The following is a 22,879-nucleotide window of genomic DNA, read 5'->3' as shown; positions in this document are numbered from 1 at the left end:
TCGGGGATTTCGCGTCATGACATTTGTGGAACTTCTGCCGGTCTTCATGTTCGTCGCGCTTGCGCTGCTGCTGTTCACCGGCTTCCCCGTCGCCTTCATCCTCGGCGGCGTGGGTCTTGGCTTTGCCTTCCTTGCGCAGGAACTGGGCGCCTTCAACGTCGCCCGGCTCGTCATCATTCCCAACCGCATTTTCGGCGGAACGATGGAGAACCCCGTCCTCGTGGCGATTCCCATGTTCATCTTCATGGGAACGATGCTGGAGAAATCCGGCGTCGCCAAGGATCTGCTCCACTGCCTGCAGGTGCTGACAAGACGCATCCCGGGAGGCCTGGCGCTGTCGGTCACGCTGATGGGCACCATCATGGCCGCCACCACCGGCATCATCGGTGCCTCGGTGGTGATGATCACCCTGCTGGCCCTGCCGGTGATGCTGGAGCGCAACTACAACATTCCGCTGGCAACCGGCACGATCGCCTCGTCGGGGACCCTGGGTATCCTTATTCCGCCATCGATCATGCTGGTGATCATGTCGGACCTCATGTCGATCCCCGTCGGCACGGTCTTTGTCGCCGCCATCGTTCCGGGGCTTCTTCTTGCCGCCCTCTACGCGATCTACATCATCGTCCTGTGCCGGTTGAAGCCGCATCTCGCTCCGCCCCTGCCGGACGATATCGGTCCGCAGAACCGGACCGAATTCTGGACGATGATCTTCAAGAGCTTCATTCCGCCGGTCTTCCTGATCGTCATTGTCCTGGGTTCGATCTTTGCGGGCCTTGCCACACCGACCGAAGCGGCGGGTGTGGGTGCGGCCGGCGCGGCGTTGCTTGCGCTGCTGAACGGGAAACTGTCCCTGGGCGTCATGAAGGACGTATGCCATCGCTCGGCGCTCACGGGCGCCATGCTGTTTGGCATTTTCCTCGGAGCCACCTGCTTCTCGCTGGTGTTCCGCTGGCTTGGCGGCGAGGAGTTGATCGACCAGTTCATCGCCTGGGCCGGCGTCGGCCCCTGGGGCATTCTCTTCGTGCTGATGGGGATGATCTTCTTCCTTGGTTTCTTCTTCGACTGGATCGAGATCACCCTGATCGTCCTGCCTGTCTTCGGCCCGATCGTTGCCAAGCTCGACTTCGGCATGCATCTGGCCGGCTACGAGGGGGTTGGCGAGGTGGCCCTGATCTGGTTCACGATCCTTGTATCGACCAACCTGCAAACATCCTTCCTGACGCCACCCTTCGGCTTCGCGCTGTTCTACATGAAGGGTGTCGCCCCTCCGGGAGTGACGATCCAGCATATCTACAAGGGCATCATCCCCTTTGTGCTGTTGCAGCTTATCGGTCTCGGACTGTGCATCCTGTTCCCGGACATCGTGCTGTGGCTGCCTGACCTGTTGCTCGGTCGATAGTGCCTGTGAACTAATGGTTCTCCGCCTTTTGGCGGAGAACCGGACGGCAGCACGGGAGGCGCCAGACAATGGCGGGCAGGGACGACGAGCTTGCGGAACAGGGCGGAACGCCCTCCGGCGAGGATCGGAACGACCGGGGACGACTGCCCGCCTTTGTGGCGCATCCCGCGCGGGATCTGGTTCTGGGCGAGGTGCACGCCCGCCCGTTTCGCCCGCTTTCCGGACCGCGCGTCTTCCTGCGTTACGGCTTCGTCGTCGACGAGGCATCGGTCGAGCGGGACCGGCAATGGTTCGCCGGCTATTGCCGCTCGATCGGCATGCCCGGCCCGGCGGCGGCCGAGCGCCATCATCTCCTGCGTCTGGGCGAGGCCGTGCTGCGGCGTGAGCGTCATGGCGAGTTCATAACCTACACCTGGGACGGGCCGCTGGATACGGCGGCCAATGACGAGGGGCCTCCCGAAGGCCATCCTTTCGGGGCGCGCTTCCAGGCGCCGGGGCCGTTGATGGTCGCGATCCGGTGCGATTTCGTTCCCGCCGGCAGCACCGCTTTCGAGCGCCGCTTCGAACGCTTCGATCAGGCCAGTCTCTCGATGGCGGAGACCGACGGGGGCGCGGCAGTGATCGCGACCGACTTCCGTCAGGATCGCGACGGCCTTACCCGGCTTCTGGTCGGGGACCAGTCGCTCAACTCTGTCCAGGCGGGAGCATTGACCCAACGCCTGCTTGAGCTCGAGACCTACCGCACGTTCGCGATGCTGGGACTGGCCGAGGCCAACCGGCAGGCGCCGCGGATTTCCGAGATCGAGGCGGGCCTTCTGGCGATCGCAGAGCGGATGCGCGCCAGTGTCGGCCTTGATGCCAACCGCCAGTTGCTTGATGAACTGACGCGGCTTGCCGCCGACCTGGAGGCTGGTGCGGCGGCGAGTGCCTACCGGCTTGGTGCCAGCCGTGCCTACTATCAGATCGTCAAGCAGCGGCTGGAGGTTCTTGGCGAGCACCCGCGCGGGGGCTATTTCACGTTCACCCAGTTCCTGAGCCGGCGTTTGGCGCCGGCCATGCGCACCTGCGAGACCCTCGACCAGCGTCAGGCCAACCTGTCGCGCAAGCTCGCCCGCGCGGCGACATTGTTGCGCACCAGGGTCGACGTCGAATTGCAGGAACAGAACCGCGCGCAGCTTGAGGCGATCAACCGTCGTGCCCGTCTGCAGTTGCGCCTGCAGCAGACGGTCGAAGGGCTGTCGGTTGCGGCCATCAGCTACTATGTGGTTGGCCTGATCGCCTATCTGGTGAAGGGAATGAAGGGCAGTCCGTTCGCCGCCTTCCTGCCATCGCCGGAGGTGATGGCCGCCGCGTCCGTGCCTGTCGTTCTGGCTGCCGTATACCTCGTCGTCCGGCGCATTCGCCGCCATCACGGAGATGCGGATCGGCGCGAATGACTGCAGCCATCCTCACTCCGCCCGAGGTCGAGGTGCTGCCTGACGGCGCCTTTGACGTGAAAAGGGCCGGACAGATGTCCGGCCCCTTCTTGTCACGCCTGATCGGTCGCCGCCGGACTCTGGCCCGGCGCCCGGCGTCACTTGGTCGTTCCGTCCGCATTGAACTGCGCCAGATAGGCGATCACGTCGGCACGTTCGTCTTCCTTCCGGAGGCCGGCGAAAGCCATCTTGCCCTTCGGGATCACTTTCTTGGGTGCCTCGAGATAGGCGCTGAGCGTTTCCGTGTCCCAGACCTTTCCGGCTTCCTTGCCCTCAAGCAGGGGCTTGGAATACTTGTAGTCGTCGGCATGGCCCCAGGGGCCGTCGACGACACCGTTGAGCGCGGGGCCGACCTTGTTCTTGGCGCCTTCACCCACGGCATGGCAGGCCATGCACTTGCGGAAAACCTTCTCGCCGGCGGCTGCGTCGCCCTCGGCATGCGCGTTTGCCGAGAAGGCCAGAATGGCGGCGCCGGCAAGCAGCATCAGACGTTTCATAAGCATCTCTCCCGAAACTCTCTTGTTCCTCGGTCCGGGCACATGTCGCCCGACGGCCTGTCGAACAGGCCTCTGGAGACTAGCATGCTCCACGGTTGCGTCACCCCGCAAGGGCAGGGGCAGTATGTCGCATTGGCGCCCTTGCGCCGTTCGACATCATCCGGCCTCGGCCGCCGCCGGTGCGCTGTCGGGGATCGTCAGCCACTGCTCGAGCCCCTGGTCCCAGTAAGGTGCGGGGCCATAGAGCTTGGCGAGGAAGTCGATGAACACCCGGACTTTCGCCGGCAGGAAGCGCCGGCTCGGATAGACCGCGTGCAGGCCGACATTCTTCGAGGCGCGGTAATGCGGCAGGACGATGCGCAACCGGCCGTCGCGCAGTTCCGGGCCGATGTCCCATGTCGACCTGAGCGCGATGCCGAGTCCGGCCAGAAGGGCCTCGCGCACCACTTCGCTGGAATTCGTGCGGATCGGCCCGCCGGTGCGCACCATCTCGATGCCGTCAGGCCCGGCCAGTCGCCAGATGTCCTGCTGGGTGGTCGAGATGCACGAATGATTGGCCTGCAGATCCTCGACGGATCCGGGCGCGCCGTGGCGCTCCAGATAGGACGGCGCGGCGCACAGCACCCTGTGGACCGGCGCCAGCCGCCGTGCGACAAGGCTGGAATCCTCAAGTTCCGCGATCCGTATGGCAAGGTCGTAGCCTTCGCCGACAATGTCGATCAACTCGTCGGAAAGGTCGAGATTGAAGGACAGGTCCGGGTTGTCGGCAAGAAAGGCGCCGAGATGCGGGGCGACATGCATGCGGCCAAAGGCCGTCGGCGCGCTGACTTTCAACGTGCCGCGCGCGATCGCCGAGCGCCGGGTGACGAACGCCTCCGCCTCCTCGACCGACGCAAGGATGGCGACGACGCGCTTGTAATAGCCCTGGCCCGCCTCCGTCAGCGCCAGTTGCCGGGTGGTGCGCTGCAGCAACCGCGTGCCGAGCCGATCCTCGAGCCGGCGCAGGCGTTTGGAAACCACTGCCGGCGAGAGGCCCATCTCGCGGCCCGCCGCCGACATGCTGCCGGCCCCGACCACGCGGGCGAAAATCTCCATGTCTGGAAAACTGCTCATTTTCAACGCACCGGACTTGGTTTTTGTCTGCTTTCAAAGATTTATGACAGATGCAGGACATGTAAGCTGGGTCAAGTGCCCGTTCCGCCCCGGGACCGTCGGGTTTCTCAGTCACGGATCTGTACGTATGGCCCATCCGGGTGGATTTGTTGAAGCCGCATCTTGAACCGAAAGGAAGGACAACGCCATGACCGGCATTGCCATGCCCGTACCCGACAGCGACGTGATCGCGCGGCGAGCGGAAATCGTCAAGGCACTCAAGGCGATGGTTCCGGGCGAAGGCGTGATTGACGCCGAGATCGGCATGCGGCCCTACGAGTCCGACGGTTTCAACGCCTACCGTCAGATGCCGATGGTCGTGGTTCTGCCGGAGACCGTCGAACAGGTCGCGGCGGTGCTGCGCTATTGCCACGAGAACGGGGTCAAGGTGGTGCCGCGAGGCGCTGGCACCTCGTTGTCCGGAGGCGCGCTGCCCGTCGGTGACGGCGTCCTCATGTCGATGATGAAGTTCAACCAGGTGATCGAGGTCGACGAGGCGAATCGCGCGGTGGTCGCCCAGCCGGGCGTCACCAATCTCGGCATCACCCGCGCGGTCGAGCATCTGGGCTTCTACTATGCCCCCGATCCCTCGTCGCAGATCGCCTGTTCCATCGGCGGCAACGTGGCCGAAAACTCCGGCGGCGTGCATTCCCTCAAATACGGGCTCACCACCAACAACGTCCTTGGCCTGGAAATGGTGCTGATCACCGGCGAGGTGATCCGCCTGGGCGGCAAGCATCTCGATGCCGAGGGCTACGACCTGCTGGCCTTGATGACCGGCTCGGAAGGGCTGCTCGGCGTCGTCACCGAGGTGACCGTGCGCATCCTGCAAAAGCCGGAGACGGCGCGCGCCGCCCTGGTCGGCTTCCCCTCCAGCGAGGCCGGCGGCCAGTGCGTGGCCGAGATCATCGGCGCCGGCATCATCCCGGGCGGCATGGAAATGATGGACGAGCTGGCCATCAATTTCGCCGAGGACTTCGTCAATGTCGGCTATCCGCGGGAGGCCGGCGCCCTGCTCATCGTCGAGCTCGACGGTCCGGACGCCGAGGTCGACTACCTGCTTTCCGAGGTCGAGGCCATTGCCCGGCGCAACGGTGCCACCTCGCTCAGGGTTTCCAATTCAGAAGAGGAACGGCTCGCCTTCTGGGCCGGGCGCAAGTCGGCTTTCCCGGCCGTCGGGCGTATCTCGCCCGACTATCTCTGCATGGATGGCACCATCCCCCGCAGGGCCCTGCCCGAGGTGCTTGCCCGTATGCGGGAACTCAGCAAGAAGCACGGACTGCGCTGTGCCAACGTCTTCCACGCCGGCGACGGCAACCTGCATCCGCTCATTCTCTATGACGCCAACAAGCCCGGTGAGTTGGAGACGGCCGAAGCCTTTGGCGCGGACATCCTGCGGCTTTGCGTCGAGGTCGGCGGCGTCCTGACCGGCGAGCACGGCGTGGGCATCGAGAAGCGCGACCTGATGCCGGAGATGTTCTCCGAGGACGACCTCAAGCAGCAACAGCGGGTGAAATGCGCCTTCGACCCGAAACAGTTGCTCAACCCGGGCAAGGTATTCCCGGTGCTGCATCGCTGTGCCGAACTCGGCCGCATGCATGTCAGCAAGGGGCAACTGCCGTTTCCCGACATTCCCCGCTTCTGACCCCCGTTTCCGACAGAGCCGAACCGCAAGCCAGGACGAGAAGACACCATGCCAGACACGTTCAAGCCGCGCACGGCGGAGGAGGCTCGCGACGTCGTCCGCTGGGCGGCGGCCGAGCACGAGCCGCTGGAAATCGTCGGCCAGGCCTCCAAGCGCGCCCTCGGGCGCCCGGTCCAGGCTGGCCATGTGCTCGACATGTCGCTGCTTTCCGGCATCGAGCTTTACGAACCGGAGGAGCTGATCCTCACGGCACTGCCCGGCACGCCGATGGCCGAGATCGAGGCAGCCCTTGCCGCTGCCGGTCAGGAACTCGCCTTCGATCCCCTCGATTACGGGCCCTTGCTCGGCCAGCCTGCGGGGCTTGGCACGCTTGGCGGCGTGATCGCCGCGAACCTTGCCGGCTCCAAGCGGCTCAAGCACGGCGCGGCACGCGACCATGTGCTCGGCATGGAGGCGATCTCCGGGCGCGGCGAGATCTTCAAATCGGGCGGCCGGGTCGTGAAGAATGTGACCGGCTACGATCTGCCGCGCACGCTCACCGGATCGTGGGGGACGCTGGCGGTCGCCACCTGCCTGACGCTGAAGGTGCTGCCGCGCGCCGAGACTGAGGCGACCTTCCTGCTGTCGGGTCTTTCCGACGGCGAGGCCACCCTTGCGATGACCGCTGCCATGGGGGCTTCGGCGGAGGTGTCCGCCGCCGCGCATCTGCCCGAGGCCGCATCAGCCAGCCTTGCCGCGCGCGGCCATGCGCTCGCCGGTCCCTCCACCTTGCTGCGGCTGGAGGGCTTCGGTCCTTCCGTCGACTACCGTTTCGAACAGCTGCGCGGCCTGCTCGGAGCGCGCGCCCGCGTCACGCGGATCGAGGCCGGGGCCTCGCGCGCCCTCTGGCGAGCGGTGCGCGACGCGGAAGCCTTCGTCGGCACCGGTGACCTTGTCTGGCGTCTCTCCGTTGCCCCGACCGCCGGCCCCGCCGTGGTCGGGACGCTCGAGAAGACCTTCCCCTGCACAGCCTTCTACGACTGGTCGGGCGGCCTCGTCTGGCTCGCCGTGCCGGGCGAGGAGGCTCGCGCCGGGGAGATTCGCTCCGCCATCGCGGCCGCGGGTGGCGGGCACGCCACGCTGGTGCGCGCGTCCGCTCCCCTTCGCTCCGCCATACCTGTGTTCCAGCCGCAGCCCGGGCCGCTTGCCGCCCTGTCGGCCCGGCTCAAGGAACAGTTCGATCCACACGGCATCCTCAATCCGGGCCGCATGACCGCGGGACACTGATATGCAGACCAGCTTCTCCATCCACCAGCTTGCCGATCCGCACATGGCGGAATCGGAAAAGATCCTGCGCAAATGCGTGCATTGCGGCTTCTGCACGGCCACCTGTCCGACCTTCACGCTGCTTGGCGACGAGCTCGACAGTCCGCGCGGCCGCATCTACCTCATCAAGGAGATGCTCGAGAACGACCGGCCGGCGGACGCGCGCACCGTCCGCCATGTCGACCGCTGCCTGTCCTGTCTCTCCTGCATGACGACCTGTCCGTCGGGCGTCCACTACATGCATCTGGTCGATCACGCCCGCGCCCATATCGAGCAGACCTACAAGCGGCCGCTCGCCGACCGGTTGACGCGAGAACTGCTGGCCTTCGTATTGCCGAACCCCGGCCGCTTCCGCATGTCGCTCTTTGCCGCATTCTTCGCCCGGCCTTTCGCGGGCCTGCTGAAGGCGCTGGGCGGGCCGCTGAAGCCGCTCGGCGCGATGCTGGAACTGGCGCCCGCGCGAGCGCCGCTTCGTTCCGCGATGGAGGGGCCGGGGAGTTTCCCAGCGACAACGGCGCGCCGTGGCCGCGTCGCGATGCTGTCCGGCTGCGCCCAGCCGGTGCTTGCCCCGCAGATCAACGAGGCCGCGATCCGCCTGCTGACCCGCGCCGGCATCGAGGTGGTTCTGCCTGAGGGGGAGGGGTGTTGCGGCGCGCTTGTCCATCACATGGGCAAGGAGGAGCGGGCGCTCACTGACGCCCGCCGCAATGTCGATGCCTGGTGGCGCGAGATCGAGGGCGAGGGGCTGGATGCCATCCTGATCACCGCATCGGGCTGCGGCACGACGATCAAGGACTACGGCTTCATGCTGCGCGGCGATCCCGCCTATGCGGAAAAGGCCGCCCGCGTATCGGAACTGGCGAAGGACATCAGCGAGTTCCTTCCCACGCTCGAACTCGGTCCGCCCGAACGTCCGGGCGGGCTTGTCGTTGCCTATCATTCAGCCTGCTCGATGCAGCACGGCCAGAAGATCACCCGCCAGCCGAAGGACTTGCTCAAGGCGGCCGGCTTCACCTTGCGCGATGTGCCCGAGGGCCATCTGTGCTGCGGCTCCGCCGGCACCTACAACATCCTGCAGCCGGACCTCGCCCGCCGCCTGCGCGACCGGAAGGTCGCCAATATCGAGAAGACCTCGCCCGATCTCGTCGCCACCGGCAATATCGGCTGCATGACCCAGATCGGCGGTGGCACCGGCTTGCCCATCGTCCACACGGCGGAACTGCTCGACTGGGCCTATGGCGGGCCGGTGCCGCTTGCCCTGCGCGAGACCGCTCTGGCCGGGGATACGGTGGAGGCGGCTGGCTGACAGGCCGTTCAGTTTGCGGGCTTTTGTTCAGTGACAGGCCATACAGCAATGGCCGGCGGGCTTTCTGCCAATCGCGGCAGGTCCGTCATCGGCGCTGCGAAGACAAGATAGCCGATCGCAAGAACGGCGGCGGAGAGTGTCGCGACCAGCAGCAATGCGCGGGACGCCCGTCCTGAAATCCGGAAGGGGCGGGGCCGGTATGGCGGCGAGGCATTGCGGGCCTCGCTCCCGGCTTTCTCCCGAGGTTGCCCCGTCCGTTGCACCGGCCTGACCTGCCCGCGAACCGAAAGCCGGTTCTCTGCGGCGGCCTTTTCCGTCGGCATCTGGGGCTGCTCCGCAGCGGGCGTCTCGCCTTCGGGCACGAAAATGACAAAACGCGGCTCGTAGCTGTTGTCGGGGAGCTCGACATGAGGCCGCGTTGACGAGGCCGTCAGGTCGTTGCATGCCGCAAGTGCCTGACGAAGCCTGAGGACGGTATGACGCAGAACCGGATTGGCTCGCTGGGGGTAGCTCTGATCGAGGCCGAAGACTTCCGTTGCGATGGCCCGTTCCGAAAGCAGTTCGGGCTTGCCGTCGAGCTTGGCCTCGACAAGGTGAACGATCAGGCGTCGCGCCTTGGGAGCCTGGGTGAATTGCGGCCGGGTAACAAGCCGGTTCAGTTCCGCGCGGATCTCGTCGGATCTGCGGAGGGTCTCTTCAGCAGTGAGAATGCGTTTCGCCACTGCTGAGCCTCCTGTTGTTGGCGGTGGAATGGGGGCGCCTGCGTTGGCCGAAAGCGGCAATAACTATACCTTGTAATTAATTACAATGTAATAAGATGTTGTACATAGTTAACGCGAGTGGCGAAGGCGAACAAAAAACCCGCGGCATGTCTGCCGCGGGCCATTTTAAAAGCACAACTGGTACAATACCTTGAAGATCCTCAGATCACCTGGACCTTGGCCCCTACCGGCACGCGCTGATAAAGGTCGATAACGTCTTCGTTACGCATCCGGATGCAGCCCGAGGAGACAGCCTTGCCGATCGTCCAGGGTTCGTTCGAGCCGTGGATGCGGTAGAGCGTCGAGCCCAGATAGAGGGCGCGCGCGCCAAGCGGGTTCTTCGGTCCGCCGGGCATGAAGGTCGGCAGGCTGGGCTGGCGCTGGCGCATTTCCGCCGGCGGCCGCCAGTCGGGCCATTCCGCCTTGCGGGTCACCTTGTGCGTGCCGGCCCATTCGAAGCCGGGCCGTCCGACGCCGACGCCGTAGCGCCGTGCGAAACCGCCCGCCTCCACCAGGTAGAGATAGCGCTCGTTGGTGTCGATGACGATCGTTCCGGGCGCGTGGTTGCCGTCATAGGCAACCGTGGTCGGCAGGAACCGGGGGTCGACCGTGCGCTGCGGCGGCTGGCGGGCAGGGGCGCCGGGGGCGACCGCTCCCATGTGGCGCACCCGCTGCATGTGGCGCGGTTTCGAGTGCGCCGGCGGGCGCACGCGCGCCGCCGGCCGGCTGGTCACCTGCGCGCGCAGGCTGCGCCGGTGCGGCCGCAATTGCAGCACCCAGGGTTCGGTCAGGTCCGGGCTGAGCAGAAGCGGCGGCGCGCCGGCGCCGCTGCGGTAGTCGGCCTGGGCCGGCGACAGCGCGAAAGCGCCGATCAACGCCAGCGCGGCAAGAAGTCTTGATGTTCGTTGCATCGACGTACTCGCAACCTCTTCGTCGGTACACGGGTTCATGCGCCCGGGCGGACGGCGCCGGATGGCTCCGGACCGCTGCATCGGCACATGGGTCGAAAGAATATCCGGTTGCAGGCAGTCAAACGTAAACCTTGACGCAAGTCCGAACGGAATCGCGTGGCGTGGTTAGCGCGGCGTTGAGGGACGTGGTCAACAAGTCCTGAATCGCCCGGGCTCGCCGGTTAACGAAAAGGCGGGCTTCAGTTTACCAGGGGCCGCACTTCGCGGACGATCGAGGGCAGCAGCGGCTCGACCTGGGCAGGGCGCATGCCCGGCTTGATGCGCGGGTGGTAGAGCATGTTCAGGATCAGCCGGTCGAAAGAGGTGAAGCGGCTGTGCCTTGACCGGTCGTTGAAGACCGAATGGGACAGCGAGGGGTCGTCGTTCATGGGCCCGAGCCCTTGCAGGAGTTCCTCCACCAGGCAGCGCCGGAACAGGAAATCGCCCTCGTCGGAGACGATCACCGCCGCCGACTGCGAAATGCCGCGGCTGTCGGAGACCACCCGCACGAGACAGCGGCCGGGGACATCTGCGTTGGGATCCTTGTAGATCTGCCGGCGGACCACGTCGCGATACTGGCTGCGGTCAACCACGTAGACGTGGAAATTTGCCTCCGCCGGGTTTGCCACGATGGTGGTCGCCAGTCCGCGGATGCTCGCACCGATCTGGTCGATGAAGCGATAGACGGTCGGTTTGCGGTTCTTGCGCGCCATGTTGTGCACATAGAAGCGCACCGGCCCGGCATATTTCTTGACCAGATAGGGCTGCCAGCTCCACGAACGGTACTCGAGCCCGAAAACGGTCTTGAGGAACCCGTCGACCAGTTCCTCGGTTGAGAACGTATAGGGTGTCGCGCGCGCGCTGCCCGGCAGCCCGGCTCCGGTGAGCAGGGCGCAGAAGATCAGGACGACAAATGTCGGTATCGGTCGGCGCACGAACAGGTTCAGGCTCTCTGTTTGGGGACGGCGAGCGTCGACCGCCATCGTCAACCATACAAAACCCGAGAGCCGTGCGGAAAGCAAAATCACGTCACTGCGCGACTTCGGCGGTGGCCGTGACCTTTCGGCACGTGGCCGGCCAAGGGCCTTCCGGAGGAACAATTCCTTAAAACTCGACTTGTATAGATTGTCCCGCACCCGGTCCGAGATCTGGAGACGAAGCCGACCATGATGGCGACGAGAAGAGCCTTTAGAGCCGAAAGCCTTTTGCAGCAGTCGGGCGTCAACACCTCCTCCTCGGCGGCAGGTTCCGATTATCGCCATCAGGAACTGATGGCGGAGATCGCCTCGCTCAAGGCATTGATCCGTCCGGCCGAGGAAGTCGGCGACCAGGTGCTTGAGAAGTTCAAGCAGGAACTGGGCGAGGCGGTGAAGCTGAAAACCGAGCTCGATTCGATCTACGAGGCGATCGCCAAGACCAAGCGCGAGATCGCCACCCTGCACAACACCGCCGGCTCCGAGAGCCAGGACATGACACGGGTGACCAACGAGCTCGACGCGGTCGTCAGCGGCACCGAGGGCGCGACCGAGGGCATTCTCTCGGCGGCGGAATTCATCGACGAGACAGCCAACACGCTGAGTGCGCGGCTTTCCGGCCAGGATGCCGAGCTTGCCAACGACATTCAGGAGAAGGTCATCCAGATCTTCGAATCCTGCAACTTCCAGGACCTGACCGGGCAGCGCATCACCAAGGTGATCGGAACGTTGCGCTTCATCGAGGATCGCATCATCCGAATGATGGAGATCTGGGGCGGCATCGAGACGTTCAAGTCGATCCAGCCCGAGGCCCGATCGCAGCGTGAAGGCGACGCCGCGCTGCTCAACGGCCCGGCTCTGGACATCGATGAGGGTGTCGCCAGCCAGGACGACATCGACGCCCTGTTCGCCTGAGCGCTCCGCCTCGATGAGGGAAACCGAAGCATCCGTGCCGCAGGCCTGCGGCGGACATCCGGTTCGGGCAGTTTTCCTGGAAATTCCTGCAGCATGCGGGCGAAGCCGGCATGGCGCCGCATTCCGTGGCGCTGCTTGCCAGTCGGCGCTGTTCTCTGCTATCTCGAACAAATAGTGAACAATGCGACCGGACGTCGGTCGGGGCAAGCATGGGAGACTGACTTTGGACGAGGAACACGGGGAGCCGGCCGCAGGGCTGATGGTCGGGGAGGACGGCGCCGTGCGTTGCTGGTGGCATGGCAACAAGCCCGACTATCTGCACTATCATGACACCGAGTGGGGGCGGCCCGTGGCGGACGACCGGCGCCTGTTCGAGAAGATCTGCCTCGAGGGCTTCCAGTCGGGCCTGTCCTGGCTGACGATCCTGCGCAAGCGCGAGAATTTCCGCAAGGCCTTCGCCGGGTTCGATCCCGAGGCCGTGGCAAGGTTTGGCGATGCGGATGTCGAGCGACTGCTCGGCGATGCCGGCATCGTGCGCCATCGCGGCAAGATCGTCTCGACCATCAACAACGCGCGGCGCGCCTGTGACCTTGCTGCCGAACATGGATCGCTCGCCGCGTATTTCTGGAGCTTTGAGCCGGATCCCTCCGAGCGTCCCGCGCGCTTCGATCACGCGTCCCTGTCGGTGCTTGCCCAGACGCCCGCGTCCAGGGCCTTGTCGCGTGACCTGAAGAAGCGCGGCTGGAGTTTTGTCGGGCCGACCACGGTCTATGCGTTCATGCAGGCAATGGGGCTGGTCAACGATCACCTCGAAGGCTGCTGCATACGTGAGCAGGTGGAGCAACAGCGCTCGGATTTTGTCCGCCCAAAATAGAACGCTCGACGGACGCCAGTCGATTTCGGTAGTTGCGCTAAGGCGGTGCATGCGCTTAGCTCTTGTTGTATTTGCCGAGGCTCCGTGGCTGGAGGCGCGGTGCGCACCGGTTGTTGTGGACACGGTTCGAAACTGTGCTCGGGCCCGGCAAATCGTGTAGGATCGCCGGCCGGCATGAGGTTATTCATGTTGCCCAAGGTCCTGGGACCGGAACGGGGGCGGGGGAAAGCGGCATGTGCCGGTTTCCCGCGCGTCTGAACGTAAAACAGGCGGCTGCCAGAAGGTGCCGCGTCCGGGCGCGCGGTTGGGGGCGCCCGAAGGGAGGAATGTTATGAAACTCGCTCGTTTCGCCGTCGGCCTTGCCGCCGGCCTTGCATTGACTGTGTCGGCAGCCTGGGCCGAGACGACGACGCTGCGCATCACCCTGCAGCTGCCGCTCAAGAGCCATCTCGGCGAGAACCTGTCGCTCTTCAAGCAGAAGCTCGAGGAAATCTCCAAGGGCGAGATCGCGGTCGAGATCTATGATTCGGCACAGCTCTACAAGGACAACGAGGTTCCGCAGGCTGTCGGCTCCGGCTCCATCGAGATGGGCGTTGCCTCGCTCACCCGCTATGTCGGCGACGTGCCGGCGGTGGACGTTTTCTACATGCCCTTCCTGCTGAACAGCGAGGAACTGGTGCGCAAGGCGGTTGCTCCGGGCAGCCCGGTGCGCGGACCGCTTGACGAGGCGATCCTGGAAACCGGCGCACGTGTCGTCTGGTGGCAGGCCTATGGCGGTTCGGTGCTGCTGTCCAACGGCGGCCCGATCAAGACCCCGGCCGATGTCGTCGGCAAGAAGGTCCGCGTCTTCGGCAAGACGCTCGGCGAGTGGATCAAGGCCGCCGGCGGTGCGCCGACGCTGGTCTCCGGTTCCGAGCAGTACATCGCCTACCAGCGCGGCACCGTGGATGTCGGCATGACCGGCGTGTCCGGCGTCAAGAGCCGTCGCCTGTGGGAGGTGATGGACACGATCACCGTGACCAACAATGCCGACATCGAGTTCATCGTCGTCGTCAACGAGCAGTTCTGGCAGGGCCTGTCCGACCAGAAGCGCGCGTGGATCACGGAAGCCGCCCTCTTCGCCGAGAACGACGTGCGCGACCGCATGACCAAGATCGAGACCGAGGCTTATGACGCGGCTCGCGAAAACGGCATGACCGTCTACGAGCTCAGCGATGCGGAAGTCGCCGCCTGGATGGAAGCCGCCCAGCCGGTCTACGACCAGTTCCTCGCCGATTCCGGCGACCTGGGAGCCAAGGTGCTCACGGCTGCCCGCGCGCTCGGCAACTGAGCCCGCGTCCTGCCGCATAGTTCCGGGGCGGCGGTCGCCGCCCCGGTTTCTCCCGACAGTCAACATGCACGGATGACGCCGATGCTGCGTATGATCGACCACGTGTCCCGCTTCGTCGGGACCGTCGCCGGCTGGGCCTATTTTGCGATCGCCTTGATGCTCTGCTACGAGGTCATCATGCGCTATGTCTTCATCGCTCCGACGATCTGGGCGGAGGAGTTGTCGCGCATGTTTCTTGTCTGGGCGACGTTCGGCGGCGCTGCGATCCTGGTGCATAGGCGCCAGCACATCGTGATCACCCTGGTCACCGACCACCTGCCGCCGCGCCTGCGCCAGGCGCAGGAGGTTTTTGCGCTGCTCTTCGTGGCCGCGCTGGCCCTCTTCATCGTCATTTATGGCGGCGGCATCGCGGGCGATTCCCTGACCCGCGGGCGCACCACCGGCTCGATGCTCGACCTGCCGGCCTGGTGGGCACAAGCGTCGCTTCCCGCCTGTTTCGCCCTGCTTTCCCTGCAAGCGCTCGTCGAGGCGCTGCGGGTGGCGCTGAACGGACCCGATGACACGCCCCGCGCGCCGCTGGAGCATTGAGGCGACATGACCACCATTCTGATTCTCCTGGCGCTTTTCGCCCTGCTCCTGGCCGGCATCCCGGTCGCCTTCACGCTCGCGGGCCTCGGTCTCGGCCTGCTTTACTTCGGCGGACTGTCGCCGCTGATGGTGCCGCAGGGGCTGCTGTCGGCAGCTGACAGCTTCGTGCTGATCGCCGTGCCGCTGTTCCTGCTGATGTCCAACGTGCTGCTCAAGGGCGGTGTCGGCCGCGACCTCTTCGCCGCCGTCCAGGCCTGGGTCGGCCACTGGCCGGGCGGGCTTGCGATCGCCACCATCCTGTCCTGCGGCATCTTCGCGGCGATCTCCGGGTCCTCGGTCGCCACCGCCGCCACCATCGGCACGGTCGCGATTCCGGAGATGACGGCGCGCGGCTATCCGCGCCGCTTCGTGCTTGGCCTGCTCGCCGCCGGCGGCACGCTCGGCATCCTCATTCCCCCGTCGATCCCGATGATCGTCTACGGCGTCATCACCGAGGAATCGATCATCGCGCTGTTCCTCGCCGGCATCGGCCCCGGCCTCATGCTGATGGCGCTTTTCATCGCCTGGTCAGTGCTTTACGCAAGCTTCGCCGCCGACTATCAGCCGAGCCCCAAGGCGAGCTGGGGGGAGCGCCGGTCAACCGCAATCCGGGCCTTCCCGACGGTGCTGCTGGCCGGACTTGTCATCGTCGGCATCTATGCCGGCATCTTCACGCCGACGGAGGCGGCAGCCGTCGGTTTCCTCGGCTCGCTGATTGTCGTCGGTCTGGTTCTGAGAACGCTCGACTGGCCGAAGCTGCGCGACGCGGTGGCCGAATCCATGACCACCACGGTGGCGATCCTGCTGATCGTGTGCGGCGCCAAGGTCTTCGGCAAGGCGATCACGCTCTATCGGATCCCGCAGGACATCTCGATGTTCCTGTCCGAGCATATCTCGACCGCCGGCATGTTCATCCTGGTCGTGGCGCTGGTTCTTCTGGTGATGGGGCTGTTCCTGGAAGCACTCTCCATGATGCTGATCATGGTTCCGGTGCTCTCGGGCGCGCTGTTCGCGCTCGGGATCGACCCGATCTGGTTCGGCGTCTTCTTCGTCATCATGGTCGAATGCGCGCTGATCACGCCACCCGTGGGATTGAATCTCTATGTCATACAGGCTGTCGGAAAGGCGACGATGGGCGAGGTTTCGACCGGCGTCTGGCCGTTCCTGGCGATCATGCTGGCAAGCGTCCTGCTGATCTTCTGGTGGACCGACCTGGTGCTCTATATCCCCTTCAAACTGTAGCGGCCGCCAGTCCCCCGGCCAACCACCGGGGCGTTCGGTCCCTTGAAAACAAGGACTTGCCGGCTCCGCTTGCGGGGCCGGCCGTCAGGCAGAACAAAGGCAGGAAACAATGTCCTCACCCGCCGCAAGGCTGCGTGCCCATCTGGCCAGCACCCCTTTCACCGTCATGCCCTGCTGCTTCGACGGTCTCTCCGCCCGCCTGATCGGCGATGCCGGCTTCGACGTAACCTTCATGTCGGGGTTCGCCGTCTCGGCCAGTCGCATCGGCCAGCCCGACACCGGCCTCATTTCCTATGGCGAGATGGTCGACACGGCCCGCAACGTGGTTGCCGCGACACGGGCACTGGTGATCGGTGATGGCGATACGGGCTATGGAAACGCGCTCAACGTGAAGCGGACGGTCAAGGGATACGCGCAGGCCGGCATGGCCGCCGTGATGATCGAGGACCAGGTGGCGCCCAAGCGCTGCGGCCACACGCGCGGCAAGTTGGTCGTCGACCGGGTCGAGGCGGTGAACCGCATCAAGGCGGCGGTCGACGCGCGCGAGGAGGGGGCCGACATCCTTATCCTCGCCCGCACCGATGCACGTCACGGCCACGGGCTCGACGAAGCGTTGGAGCGCGCCCGCGCGTTTCGCGACGCCGGTGCCGACATGCTCTTCGTCGAGGCGCCGCAAAGCATTGAAGAGATGGAGACAATCTGCCGTGAGGTGCCGGGCGTCCACATGGCGAACCTCGTGGAGGGCGGCGCGACGCCGATGCTGCCCCATGCCGAACTTGAGCGCATCGGCTACCGGCTTGCCGCCTATCCCCTGACGCTGCTCTCCGCCATGACGCGGGCCATGCAGGAGGCGCTTGCCGTGATGAAGGCGGGCGGCCATCCGAATGAGGCGCTTCTCGACTTCGCCGATTTGCGCAAGGCCGTCGGCTTCGATGCCTATTACGAGGAAGAGGCGAGCTACGCCGACCGGCGCGACTGAGCAATCCGGAGCTTGGCCGGGCCCCCTGTCCGGGGCCTGCGCCGGGCCGGGCCCGGATGTGGCGGCGCGGGCCTCCGTGCATGCGTGCAATTTCGACAAGACCGGACAATTTTTGCAATTTTTTGCGCAAAATTGATCGAAAATCTGAGTTTTTTAATCGCTCCGGTGAACCCGGCCATCTGCCACGGGCTGTCGTCCGTGATCCGGCCGCCCCGTGCCCGCGTACCTGAAACGGAGCAGGCGGCGCGACGGCCATTCCCGATTACGCTGTCGGAAACCGCCGCCGGTTCCGCGGGAGGCCATCCCGATCGGCTCCCGGCACGGAGACCGCTTCCCCCCCGGAGCGGTCTCCGCATTTCCGCACGCCTGGCTGTCAGAGCTCCGGTGCGCGGGTGAGCCAGTCCGTGCCGCATTCATAAGCCTTGGCGAGGCGCAGCAAGCCGAGATCGTCGCGCGGCCGGCCGATCAACTGGAAGCCGGCTGGCAGACCGCCCGCGGAAAAGCCGGCCGGAAGGGCGATCGCGGGAAGGCCGAGCAGGCTTGCCGGGACGACGGTTTCCATCCAGCGATGATAGGTGTCCATCGGCCGGCCCGCGACCTCCGCCGGCCAGTCGAGCGTGACGTCGAAGGGGAAGATCTGGGCGCTCGGCATGACCAGCGCGTCGAAGCGGTCGAACAGCCGAAGCATCGCCCGGTGGAAAGCGCTGCGCACCGCGCTCGCCTCCTCGATGCGCGAAAGCGACAAGGCCCGCCCCCTCTCGATTTCCCAGATTGCCGCCGGCTTCAGCTTGTCGCGGGTGGCAGCCGCCTCGTAAAGCGGGCCGAGCTTGCCGGCTACCCGCCAGCTTCGCAGGTCGATCCAGGCCTGGAAGACGCGCTCCGCATCGAAGGCAAGTTCCGCATCCTCCACCGTGCAGCCGCGACCGGCGAAGACATCAAGCGCCGTGCGGGTGAGTTCCAGGACGCCCGGCTCCGTCGGCAGGTGGCCGCCGAGGTCGCCGAGCCAGCCGATGCGCATGCCGGCGACATTGTCGGCAAGTTCGGCTGCGAATTCCGATCCGTCACCGGGAAGCGACTGCGGCGCGCGCGGGTCATAGCCGGCCTGCACGGACAGGAGCAGGGCAAGGTCATCGGCGCTGCGCGCCATCGGTCCGTCGGTCGCCATCGTGTCGAAGAAGACCTCAGGCGCGGGGCCGGCCGGTACGCGCCCGTAGCTGGGGCGCAGGCCCATCACGTTGCAGAAGGCGGCGGGGTTGCGCAGCGAACCCATCATGTCGCTGCCATCGGCCACGCACAGCATGCGGGTGGCAAGCGCTGCCGCCGCCCCGCCGCTCGATCCGCCGGCGCTCTTCGTCCGGTCATACGGGTTCAGCGTCGGGCCGAACAGCGGGTTGTAGGTATGCGAACCGAGGCCGAATTCCGGCACGTTGGTCTTGCCGATGATGATGGCCCCGGCCGCCCGCACCCGGGCGACATGAATGCTGTCCTCCTCCGGCACCTGGCGGGCGAAAACCGGCGATCCCATCGTGGTCGGCAGGCCCGCCGTCATGGCGAGATCCTTGATCGCCTGCGGGATGCCATGCAGGACACCGCGCGAGCGGCCGGCCGCCAACTCGGCGTCTGCCGTATCCGCCTCGGCCAGCAGCGCGTCGGCCTCGCGCAGCGAGACGATGGCGTTGATCTTCGGATTGACCTCGGCGATGCGGGCAAGCGTTGCTTCCATCACCTCGCGCGCTGACACCTGGCGTTCATGGATCGCCCGCGACAGGGCCCGCGCGCCAAGGCTGGTGATCTCGCCATTCGCCATTCGTCTCTCTCCTGTTGTGGTTCGCGTGGGTTCGGGGTGAAGGCCCCTGCCGGACAGGGGATGCCTGATCGATGATGCCGGACAGGGGATGCCGGGCGACAACGGACGGCGTCGGCCGGCCGGGGAGCGGTCCGGCGCGGGGCACGCGCGTTTTCACCCGTTGACCGACACTGGCGCATCTTGCACAGGATATGCAAGCGGCAACAGGGGCTTGGGCGGCGAAAGAGAGCGTGAGCTTCAGCCGCCGCGGATCAGGCACGCAGGCGCCTGCTGCTTTTCCGTGTCATCCCGGCTCCGGAGATAGGGCAGCGCAAGGCACCTGCCTCCGTCTCGGCTGCCCCCCCGCCCCGAGCGGGATCCATTGGCAACCCCGGCAGGTGTGAGGGCTCCCGGCGCTTGCGGCAGCCACGGAACTCATCGCCGTCCGTCGACCGACCTGATACATGGCCTCCGCCGCACCACTGCCCCCGCTCCGGGAACGAATGGGCGCCGGGTCGCGGCTTGTCCTTGTCACGGTTGAGGCGGCGGGGTCGGCTCCTTGTCGCCTCTCTCCCGCCCGCGGATACCGGATGCCTGCCGTTGCGGGCATGACAGCCGAGGACATGTTGTGATCGCTCGGGATTTTGTTAGGTTGCCATCATGCCGTCGCAATGCGGTCGGAGAGGACGGAGGCGAGCGCCTTGTACCGCGTCCGCTCGCGGCAGCTTTTCAACCCTCGATCCGTTCAACCTCCCGTTTCCTTCACTTTGGCCGGCCAGTTCATGACCCAGATCCTTCCCATTGCAGCTCTTCTTGTCGGGTCGGCGCTGCTGCTCACCGCCGGCGGGTTGCATGGCCTGCTGCTGCCGCTGCGCGGCTCCTTCGAGGGGTTTTCGGATACCTCGCTCGGCCTGCTCGGCACGGGCTGGGCGATCGGCTATATCGCCGGTTGCCTCCTGACCCCGGTGATCGTCAAGCGCGTCGGCCATATCCGCTGTTTCGGCGTGTTCTGCTCGCTGGCCTCCATCGTCGTGCTGCTCAACCTGGTGTTCATGACCCCTGCCGCCTGGATCCCGCTCAGGGCCCTTTCCGGGTTCTGTTTCGCCGGTGCCGCCATGGTGGTGGAAAGCTGGCTCAGCGAGCGCGCCAGTCCGGCGACGCGGGGCCGGATCTTCGGCATCTACACGATGATCAATCTCGGCGCGACGATGCTCGGCCAGATGCTGCTGACGCTCGGCGACACCGCCGGCTTCCTGTTCTTCGTCTTCGGCGCGATGATCTATTCCATGGCGCTGCTGCCGACCGCGCTGTCGACTGCCGCCGCCCCGCAGCCGTTGTCGCAGGCGCGCCTCGACCTCAGGGCGCTGTGGCACAACTCGCCGGTGGCGGTGATCGGCGTCTTCCTGGTCGGTATTTCCAACAGCGCCTTCGGTACGCTCGGGGCCGTTTACGGCCGGCAGGTGGGCCTCTCGGTCTCTTCCATCGCGACGATGATGTCGGTGGCGTTGCTGGCCGGCGCGCTGATCCAGGTGCCGATCGGCATGCTGTCGGATCGGGTCGACCGGCGTCTGGTGCTGATCGGCATCGCCGGTGCCGGCTGCCTGCTCGGTGCTGCGCTCAGCCTCGGCGGCGCACTGTCGCCGGTGGCAGTCATCGCGCTGGTCGGCGCCTTCGGCGGCATGATCTATTCGATGTATCCGGTGATTGTCGCCCATGCCAACGATCACACGCCGCCGGGTGAATTCCTCAAGACGAGCGGGGGCCTCTTGCTGCTGTTCGGTGCCGGCTCGGTGGTCGGACCGCTGCTTGCGGCCGTGATGATGACACTGACCACGCCGCAGGGACTGTTCGCCGTGACCTCGGCCGCACATGCCTGTCTCATCGCCTTCGCGCTGTGGCGGATGACGCAGCGCAGCGCACTGCCGAGCGAGGACAAGGACGACTTCGTTGCCATGGCCTCGGGCGTGCGCTTCTCCACTCCCGAGACGCTGGCGCTGGATCCGCGCGCCGAGGAGGACGAGGAGGAATTGCCGCGCGACGCGGCCTAGGACGTGGACTCATGATTGTGGCGGAAACGGCGCCCGGTCCGGCAATGATCCGCCAGAAAGGCCGCGATGGCCGGGGTGGGGCCCCGGTCAAGCTGTCTGACGCCGCGGATCGAAGCCGGACGGGCGCCCCCCTTGGTATGAGAGAACGGGGTATGAGGGAACGGGCTGGCAACGGCGTCGCACCCCCTTGAAAACCGGGCGGTTTCCTGCAGGTTTGCTCCTGGTATCCAGTCCCGTTCCCTCATACCGTTTCTCGCCAGAACTATGAGTTCACGTCCTGGGACGGCGGTTTGGACCTTGCATGGCACGCCGGATCGTGGCATGACGAATCCGTCATCAAGAGAAGGGCTGGCGCCCTCGCCAACCTGCCCGACCGGGCAAGGTGGTCTCCCTGACACGAAAGACCGGAACAACCGGTCCGCGTTTTGGGGATGTGGCCGCGAAAGCGGCAACGAAACGGTCATCTGATCCGCGCCAGTCCTCCTCGGGAAACCGATGGAGGATTTTTTAATGTCGAATGCCCCGCATCTTGTCTCTGCCGACGTCGCCGGCGCCCTGCCGGCCCGTAGCCGCTGTGCCTCCGTGACGCGGGTGTCCTTCGCCGAAATGCGCGTGCTGGCGGTCGGGTTGCGGATGCGCGCCCCGGGCTTTGGCGGCTGTGCGCCGGACAGGGACATCCTTCCGGAGGCGGAGCGGGCCGACCGGCTGGCGGTGCTTGTGGGGCTTTGGGCCGGCGGCTGCCGGAATGTCGTCGACGAGGTGCTGTTTCGCGATATCGCGGCGCGCCACCCGGAACTGGCCGGACGGCTGAGGAGCCGCCTGCGCCGCCGCCACGCGGCCGCGCCGCGTTTCCCTCACTCGTCGGGCGGTACCGGTATCGGCCGGCCCTGATCATCGACGGAGACGAAGGTGAAGGTCGCGTCGGTGACCTTCTCGCGCTCGCCGTGGCGGTGGCGCAGGGCCCAGGCCTCGATGCCGATCTTCATCGATGTTCGGCCGACGCCGATCACGCGGCAATAGACGCAAAGCACGTCGCCCACATGCACCGGGCGGATGAAGGTCATCCGGTCGACGGAGATTGTGACGACACGCAGCCTTGCCCGCTGGCCGGCGGCGATGCCGCCCGCCAGGTCCATCTGCGACAGGACCCAGCCGCCGAAAATGTCGCCGGCCGCATTGGTGTCGGCGGGCATTGCCATGGTTCTCAACGTCAACTCGCCGCTCGGGCTTTCGGTCGCAGCACTCTCGTCTGTCACGGGCAGGATCCTCTTTCGTGAATTTAATGTGCCCTGACCCTAGAGCCAATTCGCGACGGTGGAAATCGCGCGAGGGCTTTGCATCGCGGCATGTGCAACGAAAACCCCGGCCCGCGCGGGGCGGGCCGGGGTCGGCAGAGCGATTGTGTGGCCATGAGGCCGGATCGCGAACGCCTCAGGCGGCGGCGACTTCGGTGAGGAAGCGGTCGATCTCCTCGCGCAGGGCATCGGTGTTGCGGCTCATGGCGCCGGAGGCGTCGAGCACGTTGCCGGCCGCAGCCGACGTGCTCTCCACCGTCGAGGCGAGCAGCTCCATGTTGCGGGTGACCGCACCGGTGCCTTCCGCCGCCTGCTGCAC

19 protein-coding genes, 3 pseudogenes and 1 riboswitch are annotated in these 22,879 nt (G+C 65.9%); of the genes and pseudogenes, 14 read left to right on the top strand and 8 right to left on the bottom strand.

All coding sequences use genetic code 11. From position 1 onward, the window contains the following. The first annotated feature begins 16 nt into the window (after positions 1 to 16). Positions 17 to 1,399 (top strand): TRAP transporter large permease, encoded by a 1,383-nt coding sequence (locus ACN0T5_RS13495; RefSeq protein WP_417769120.1) that lies wholly within the window; start codon positions 17 to 19, stop codon positions 1,397 to 1,399. 68 nt (positions 1,400 to 1,467) lie between these two features. Continuing rightward, positions 1,468 to 2,835: a DUF3422 family protein gene (locus ACN0T5_RS13490; protein WP_417769119.1), complete on the top strand. Its 1,368-nt coding sequence runs from the start codon at positions 1,468 to 1,470 to the stop codon at positions 2,833 to 2,835. A gap of 137 nt (positions 2,836 to 2,972) precedes the next feature. Here the strand turns inward: ACN0T5_RS13490 and ACN0T5_RS13485 are convergent, their stop codons facing one another. Together ACN0T5_RS13485 and ACN0T5_RS13480 are read right to left on the bottom strand one after the other, a co-directional pair. Further along, positions 2,973 to 3,371 (bottom strand): c-type cytochrome, encoded by a 399-nt coding sequence (locus ACN0T5_RS13485; RefSeq protein ID WP_417769118.1) that lies wholly within the window; start codon positions 3,369 to 3,371, stop codon positions 2,973 to 2,975. A gap of 156 nt (positions 3,372 to 3,527) precedes the next feature. Further along, entirely contained in the window at positions 3,528 to 4,484 is a 957-nt protein-coding gene (locus tag ACN0T5_RS13480) for a LysR family transcriptional regulator (protein ID WP_417769117.1), read from the bottom strand. 187 nt (positions 4,485 to 4,671) lie between these two features. On the opposite strand from ACN0T5_RS13480, the gene ACN0T5_RS13475 reads away from it, so the two are divergent. The 4 genes and pseudogenes from ACN0T5_RS13475 (at position 4,672) to glcF (ending at position 8,779) form a co-directional block, all read left to right on the top strand. Continuing rightward, positions 4,672 to 6,168, top strand: a complete 1,497-nt coding sequence (locus ACN0T5_RS13475) for an FAD-linked oxidase C-terminal domain-containing protein (protein WP_417769116.1) — start codon at positions 4,672 to 4,674, stop codon at positions 6,166 to 6,168. Further along, positions 6,122 to 6,313 (top strand): annotated as a pseudogene (locus ACN0T5_RS13470) (hypothetical protein); the annotation flags it as partial. The gene ACN0T5_RS13475 and the pseudogene ACN0T5_RS13470, both read left to right, overlap by 47 nt. Further along, positions 6,241 to 7,434 (top strand): annotated as a pseudogene (locus tag ACN0T5_RS13465) (FAD-binding protein); the annotation flags it as partial. The pseudogenes ACN0T5_RS13470 and ACN0T5_RS13465, both read left to right, overlap by 73 nt. A 1-nt stretch (position 7,435) precedes the next feature. Further along, positions 7,436 to 8,779, top strand: a complete 1,344-nt coding sequence (glcF, locus tag ACN0T5_RS13460; protein ID WP_417769115.1) for a glycolate oxidase subunit GlcF — start codon at positions 7,436 to 7,438, stop codon at positions 8,777 to 8,779. 8 nt (positions 8,780 to 8,787) lie between these two features. On the opposite strand, the gene ACN0T5_RS13455 is transcribed toward glcF, so the two are convergent. The 3 genes from ACN0T5_RS13455 to ACN0T5_RS13445 form a co-directional block, all read right to left on the bottom strand. Further along, a complete protein-coding gene (locus tag ACN0T5_RS13455) occupies positions 8,788 to 9,501 on the bottom strand; it encodes a hypothetical protein (RefSeq protein ID WP_417769114.1) in 714 nt (237 codons plus the stop codon). A 200-nt stretch (positions 9,502 to 9,701) separates the two neighbouring features. Continuing rightward, on the bottom strand, positions 9,702 to 10,451 hold the full coding sequence (locus ACN0T5_RS13450; RefSeq protein WP_417769113.1) for a L,D-transpeptidase: 750 nt from the start codon (positions 10,449 to 10,451) through the stop codon (positions 9,702 to 9,704). A 239-nt stretch (positions 10,452 to 10,690) separates the two neighbouring features. Continuing rightward, on the bottom strand, positions 10,691 to 11,473 hold the full coding sequence (locus ACN0T5_RS13445; protein WP_417769112.1) for a DUF2927 domain-containing protein: 783 nt from the start codon (positions 11,471 to 11,473) through the stop codon (positions 10,691 to 10,693). 183 nt (positions 11,474 to 11,656) lie between these two features. On the opposite strand from ACN0T5_RS13445, the gene ACN0T5_RS13440 reads away from it, so the two are divergent. The 6 genes from ACN0T5_RS13440 (at position 11,657) to ACN0T5_RS13415 (ending at position 17,431) form a co-directional block, all read left to right on the top strand. Next, complete coding sequence (locus ACN0T5_RS13440; RefSeq protein WP_417769111.1) at positions 11,657 to 12,379, top strand: protein phosphatase CheZ; 723 nt, start codon at positions 11,657 to 11,659, stop codon at positions 12,377 to 12,379. A 259-nt stretch (positions 12,380 to 12,638) separates the two neighbouring features. Then, on the top strand, positions 12,639 to 13,253 hold the full coding sequence (locus ACN0T5_RS13435; RefSeq protein ID WP_417769144.1) for a DNA-3-methyladenine glycosylase I: 615 nt from the start codon (positions 12,639 to 12,641) through the stop codon (positions 13,251 to 13,253). Between the two features lie 331 nt (positions 13,254 to 13,584). Continuing rightward, positions 13,585 to 14,583, top strand: a complete 999-nt coding sequence (gene dctP / locus ACN0T5_RS13430) for a TRAP transporter substrate-binding protein DctP (protein ID WP_417769110.1) — start codon at positions 13,585 to 13,587, stop codon at positions 14,581 to 14,583. Positions 14,584 to 14,664: 81 nt separating this feature from the next. After that, complete coding sequence (locus tag ACN0T5_RS13425) at positions 14,665 to 15,171, top strand: TRAP transporter small permease (RefSeq protein WP_417769109.1); 507 nt, start codon at positions 14,665 to 14,667, stop codon at positions 15,169 to 15,171. Positions 15,172 to 15,177: 6 nt separating this feature from the next. After that, positions 15,178 to 16,452 (top strand): TRAP transporter large permease, encoded by a 1,275-nt coding sequence (locus ACN0T5_RS13420; protein ID WP_417769108.1) that lies wholly within the window; start codon positions 15,178 to 15,180, stop codon positions 16,450 to 16,452. A gap of 109 nt (positions 16,453 to 16,561) precedes the next feature. After that, positions 16,562 to 17,431 carry an isocitrate lyase/PEP mutase family protein gene (locus ACN0T5_RS13415; RefSeq protein ID WP_417769107.1) on the top strand — a complete coding sequence of 290 codons (870 nt, stop codon included), beginning with the start codon at positions 16,562 to 16,564 and terminating at the stop codon, positions 17,429 to 17,431. 373 nt (positions 17,432 to 17,804) lie between these two features. On the opposite strand, the gene ACN0T5_RS13410 is transcribed toward ACN0T5_RS13415, so the two are convergent. After that, on the bottom strand, positions 17,805 to 19,238 hold the full coding sequence (locus tag ACN0T5_RS13410; protein ID WP_417769106.1) for an amidase: 1,434 nt from the start codon (positions 19,236 to 19,238) through the stop codon (positions 17,805 to 17,807). A gap of 761 nt (positions 19,239 to 19,999) precedes the next feature. Here ACN0T5_RS13410 and ACN0T5_RS13405 point away from each other — a divergent pair. Further along, positions 20,000 to 21,265: an MFS transporter gene (locus tag ACN0T5_RS13405; RefSeq protein ID WP_417769105.1), complete on the top strand. Its 1,266-nt coding sequence runs from the start codon at positions 20,000 to 20,002 to the stop codon at positions 21,263 to 21,265. Positions 21,266 to 21,593: 328 nt separating this feature from the next. After that, a riboswitch (SAM-I-IV-variant riboswitch) is annotated at positions 21,594 to 21,731 on the top strand. Positions 21,732 to 21,775: 44 nt separating this feature from the next. Continuing rightward, positions 21,776 to 22,156: a hypothetical protein gene (locus ACN0T5_RS13400; protein WP_417769104.1), complete on the top strand. Its 381-nt coding sequence runs from the start codon at positions 21,776 to 21,778 to the stop codon at positions 22,154 to 22,156. Here ACN0T5_RS13400 and ACN0T5_RS13395 read toward each other — a convergent pair. Together ACN0T5_RS13395 and ACN0T5_RS13390 are read right to left on the bottom strand one after the other, a co-directional pair. Next, positions 22,120 to 22,464: an acyl-CoA thioesterase gene (locus tag ACN0T5_RS13395; RefSeq protein ID WP_417769143.1), complete on the bottom strand. Its 345-nt coding sequence runs from the start codon at positions 22,462 to 22,464 to the stop codon at positions 22,120 to 22,122. The two genes, ACN0T5_RS13400 and ACN0T5_RS13395, sit on opposite strands and share 37 nt — an antisense overlap. 232 nt (positions 22,465 to 22,696) lie before the next feature. Further along, positions 22,697 to 22,879 (bottom strand): annotated as a pseudogene (locus ACN0T5_RS13390) (hypothetical protein); the annotation flags it as partial.

The organism is Stappia sp., assembly GCF_048261845.1.
In the GTDB taxonomy this organism is placed as follows: Bacteria; Pseudomonadota; Alphaproteobacteria; order Rhizobiales; family Stappiaceae; genus Stappia.
Note: the sequence above shows the minus strand (reverse complement) of the source record. Positions and strands in the feature narration are given on the sequence as shown.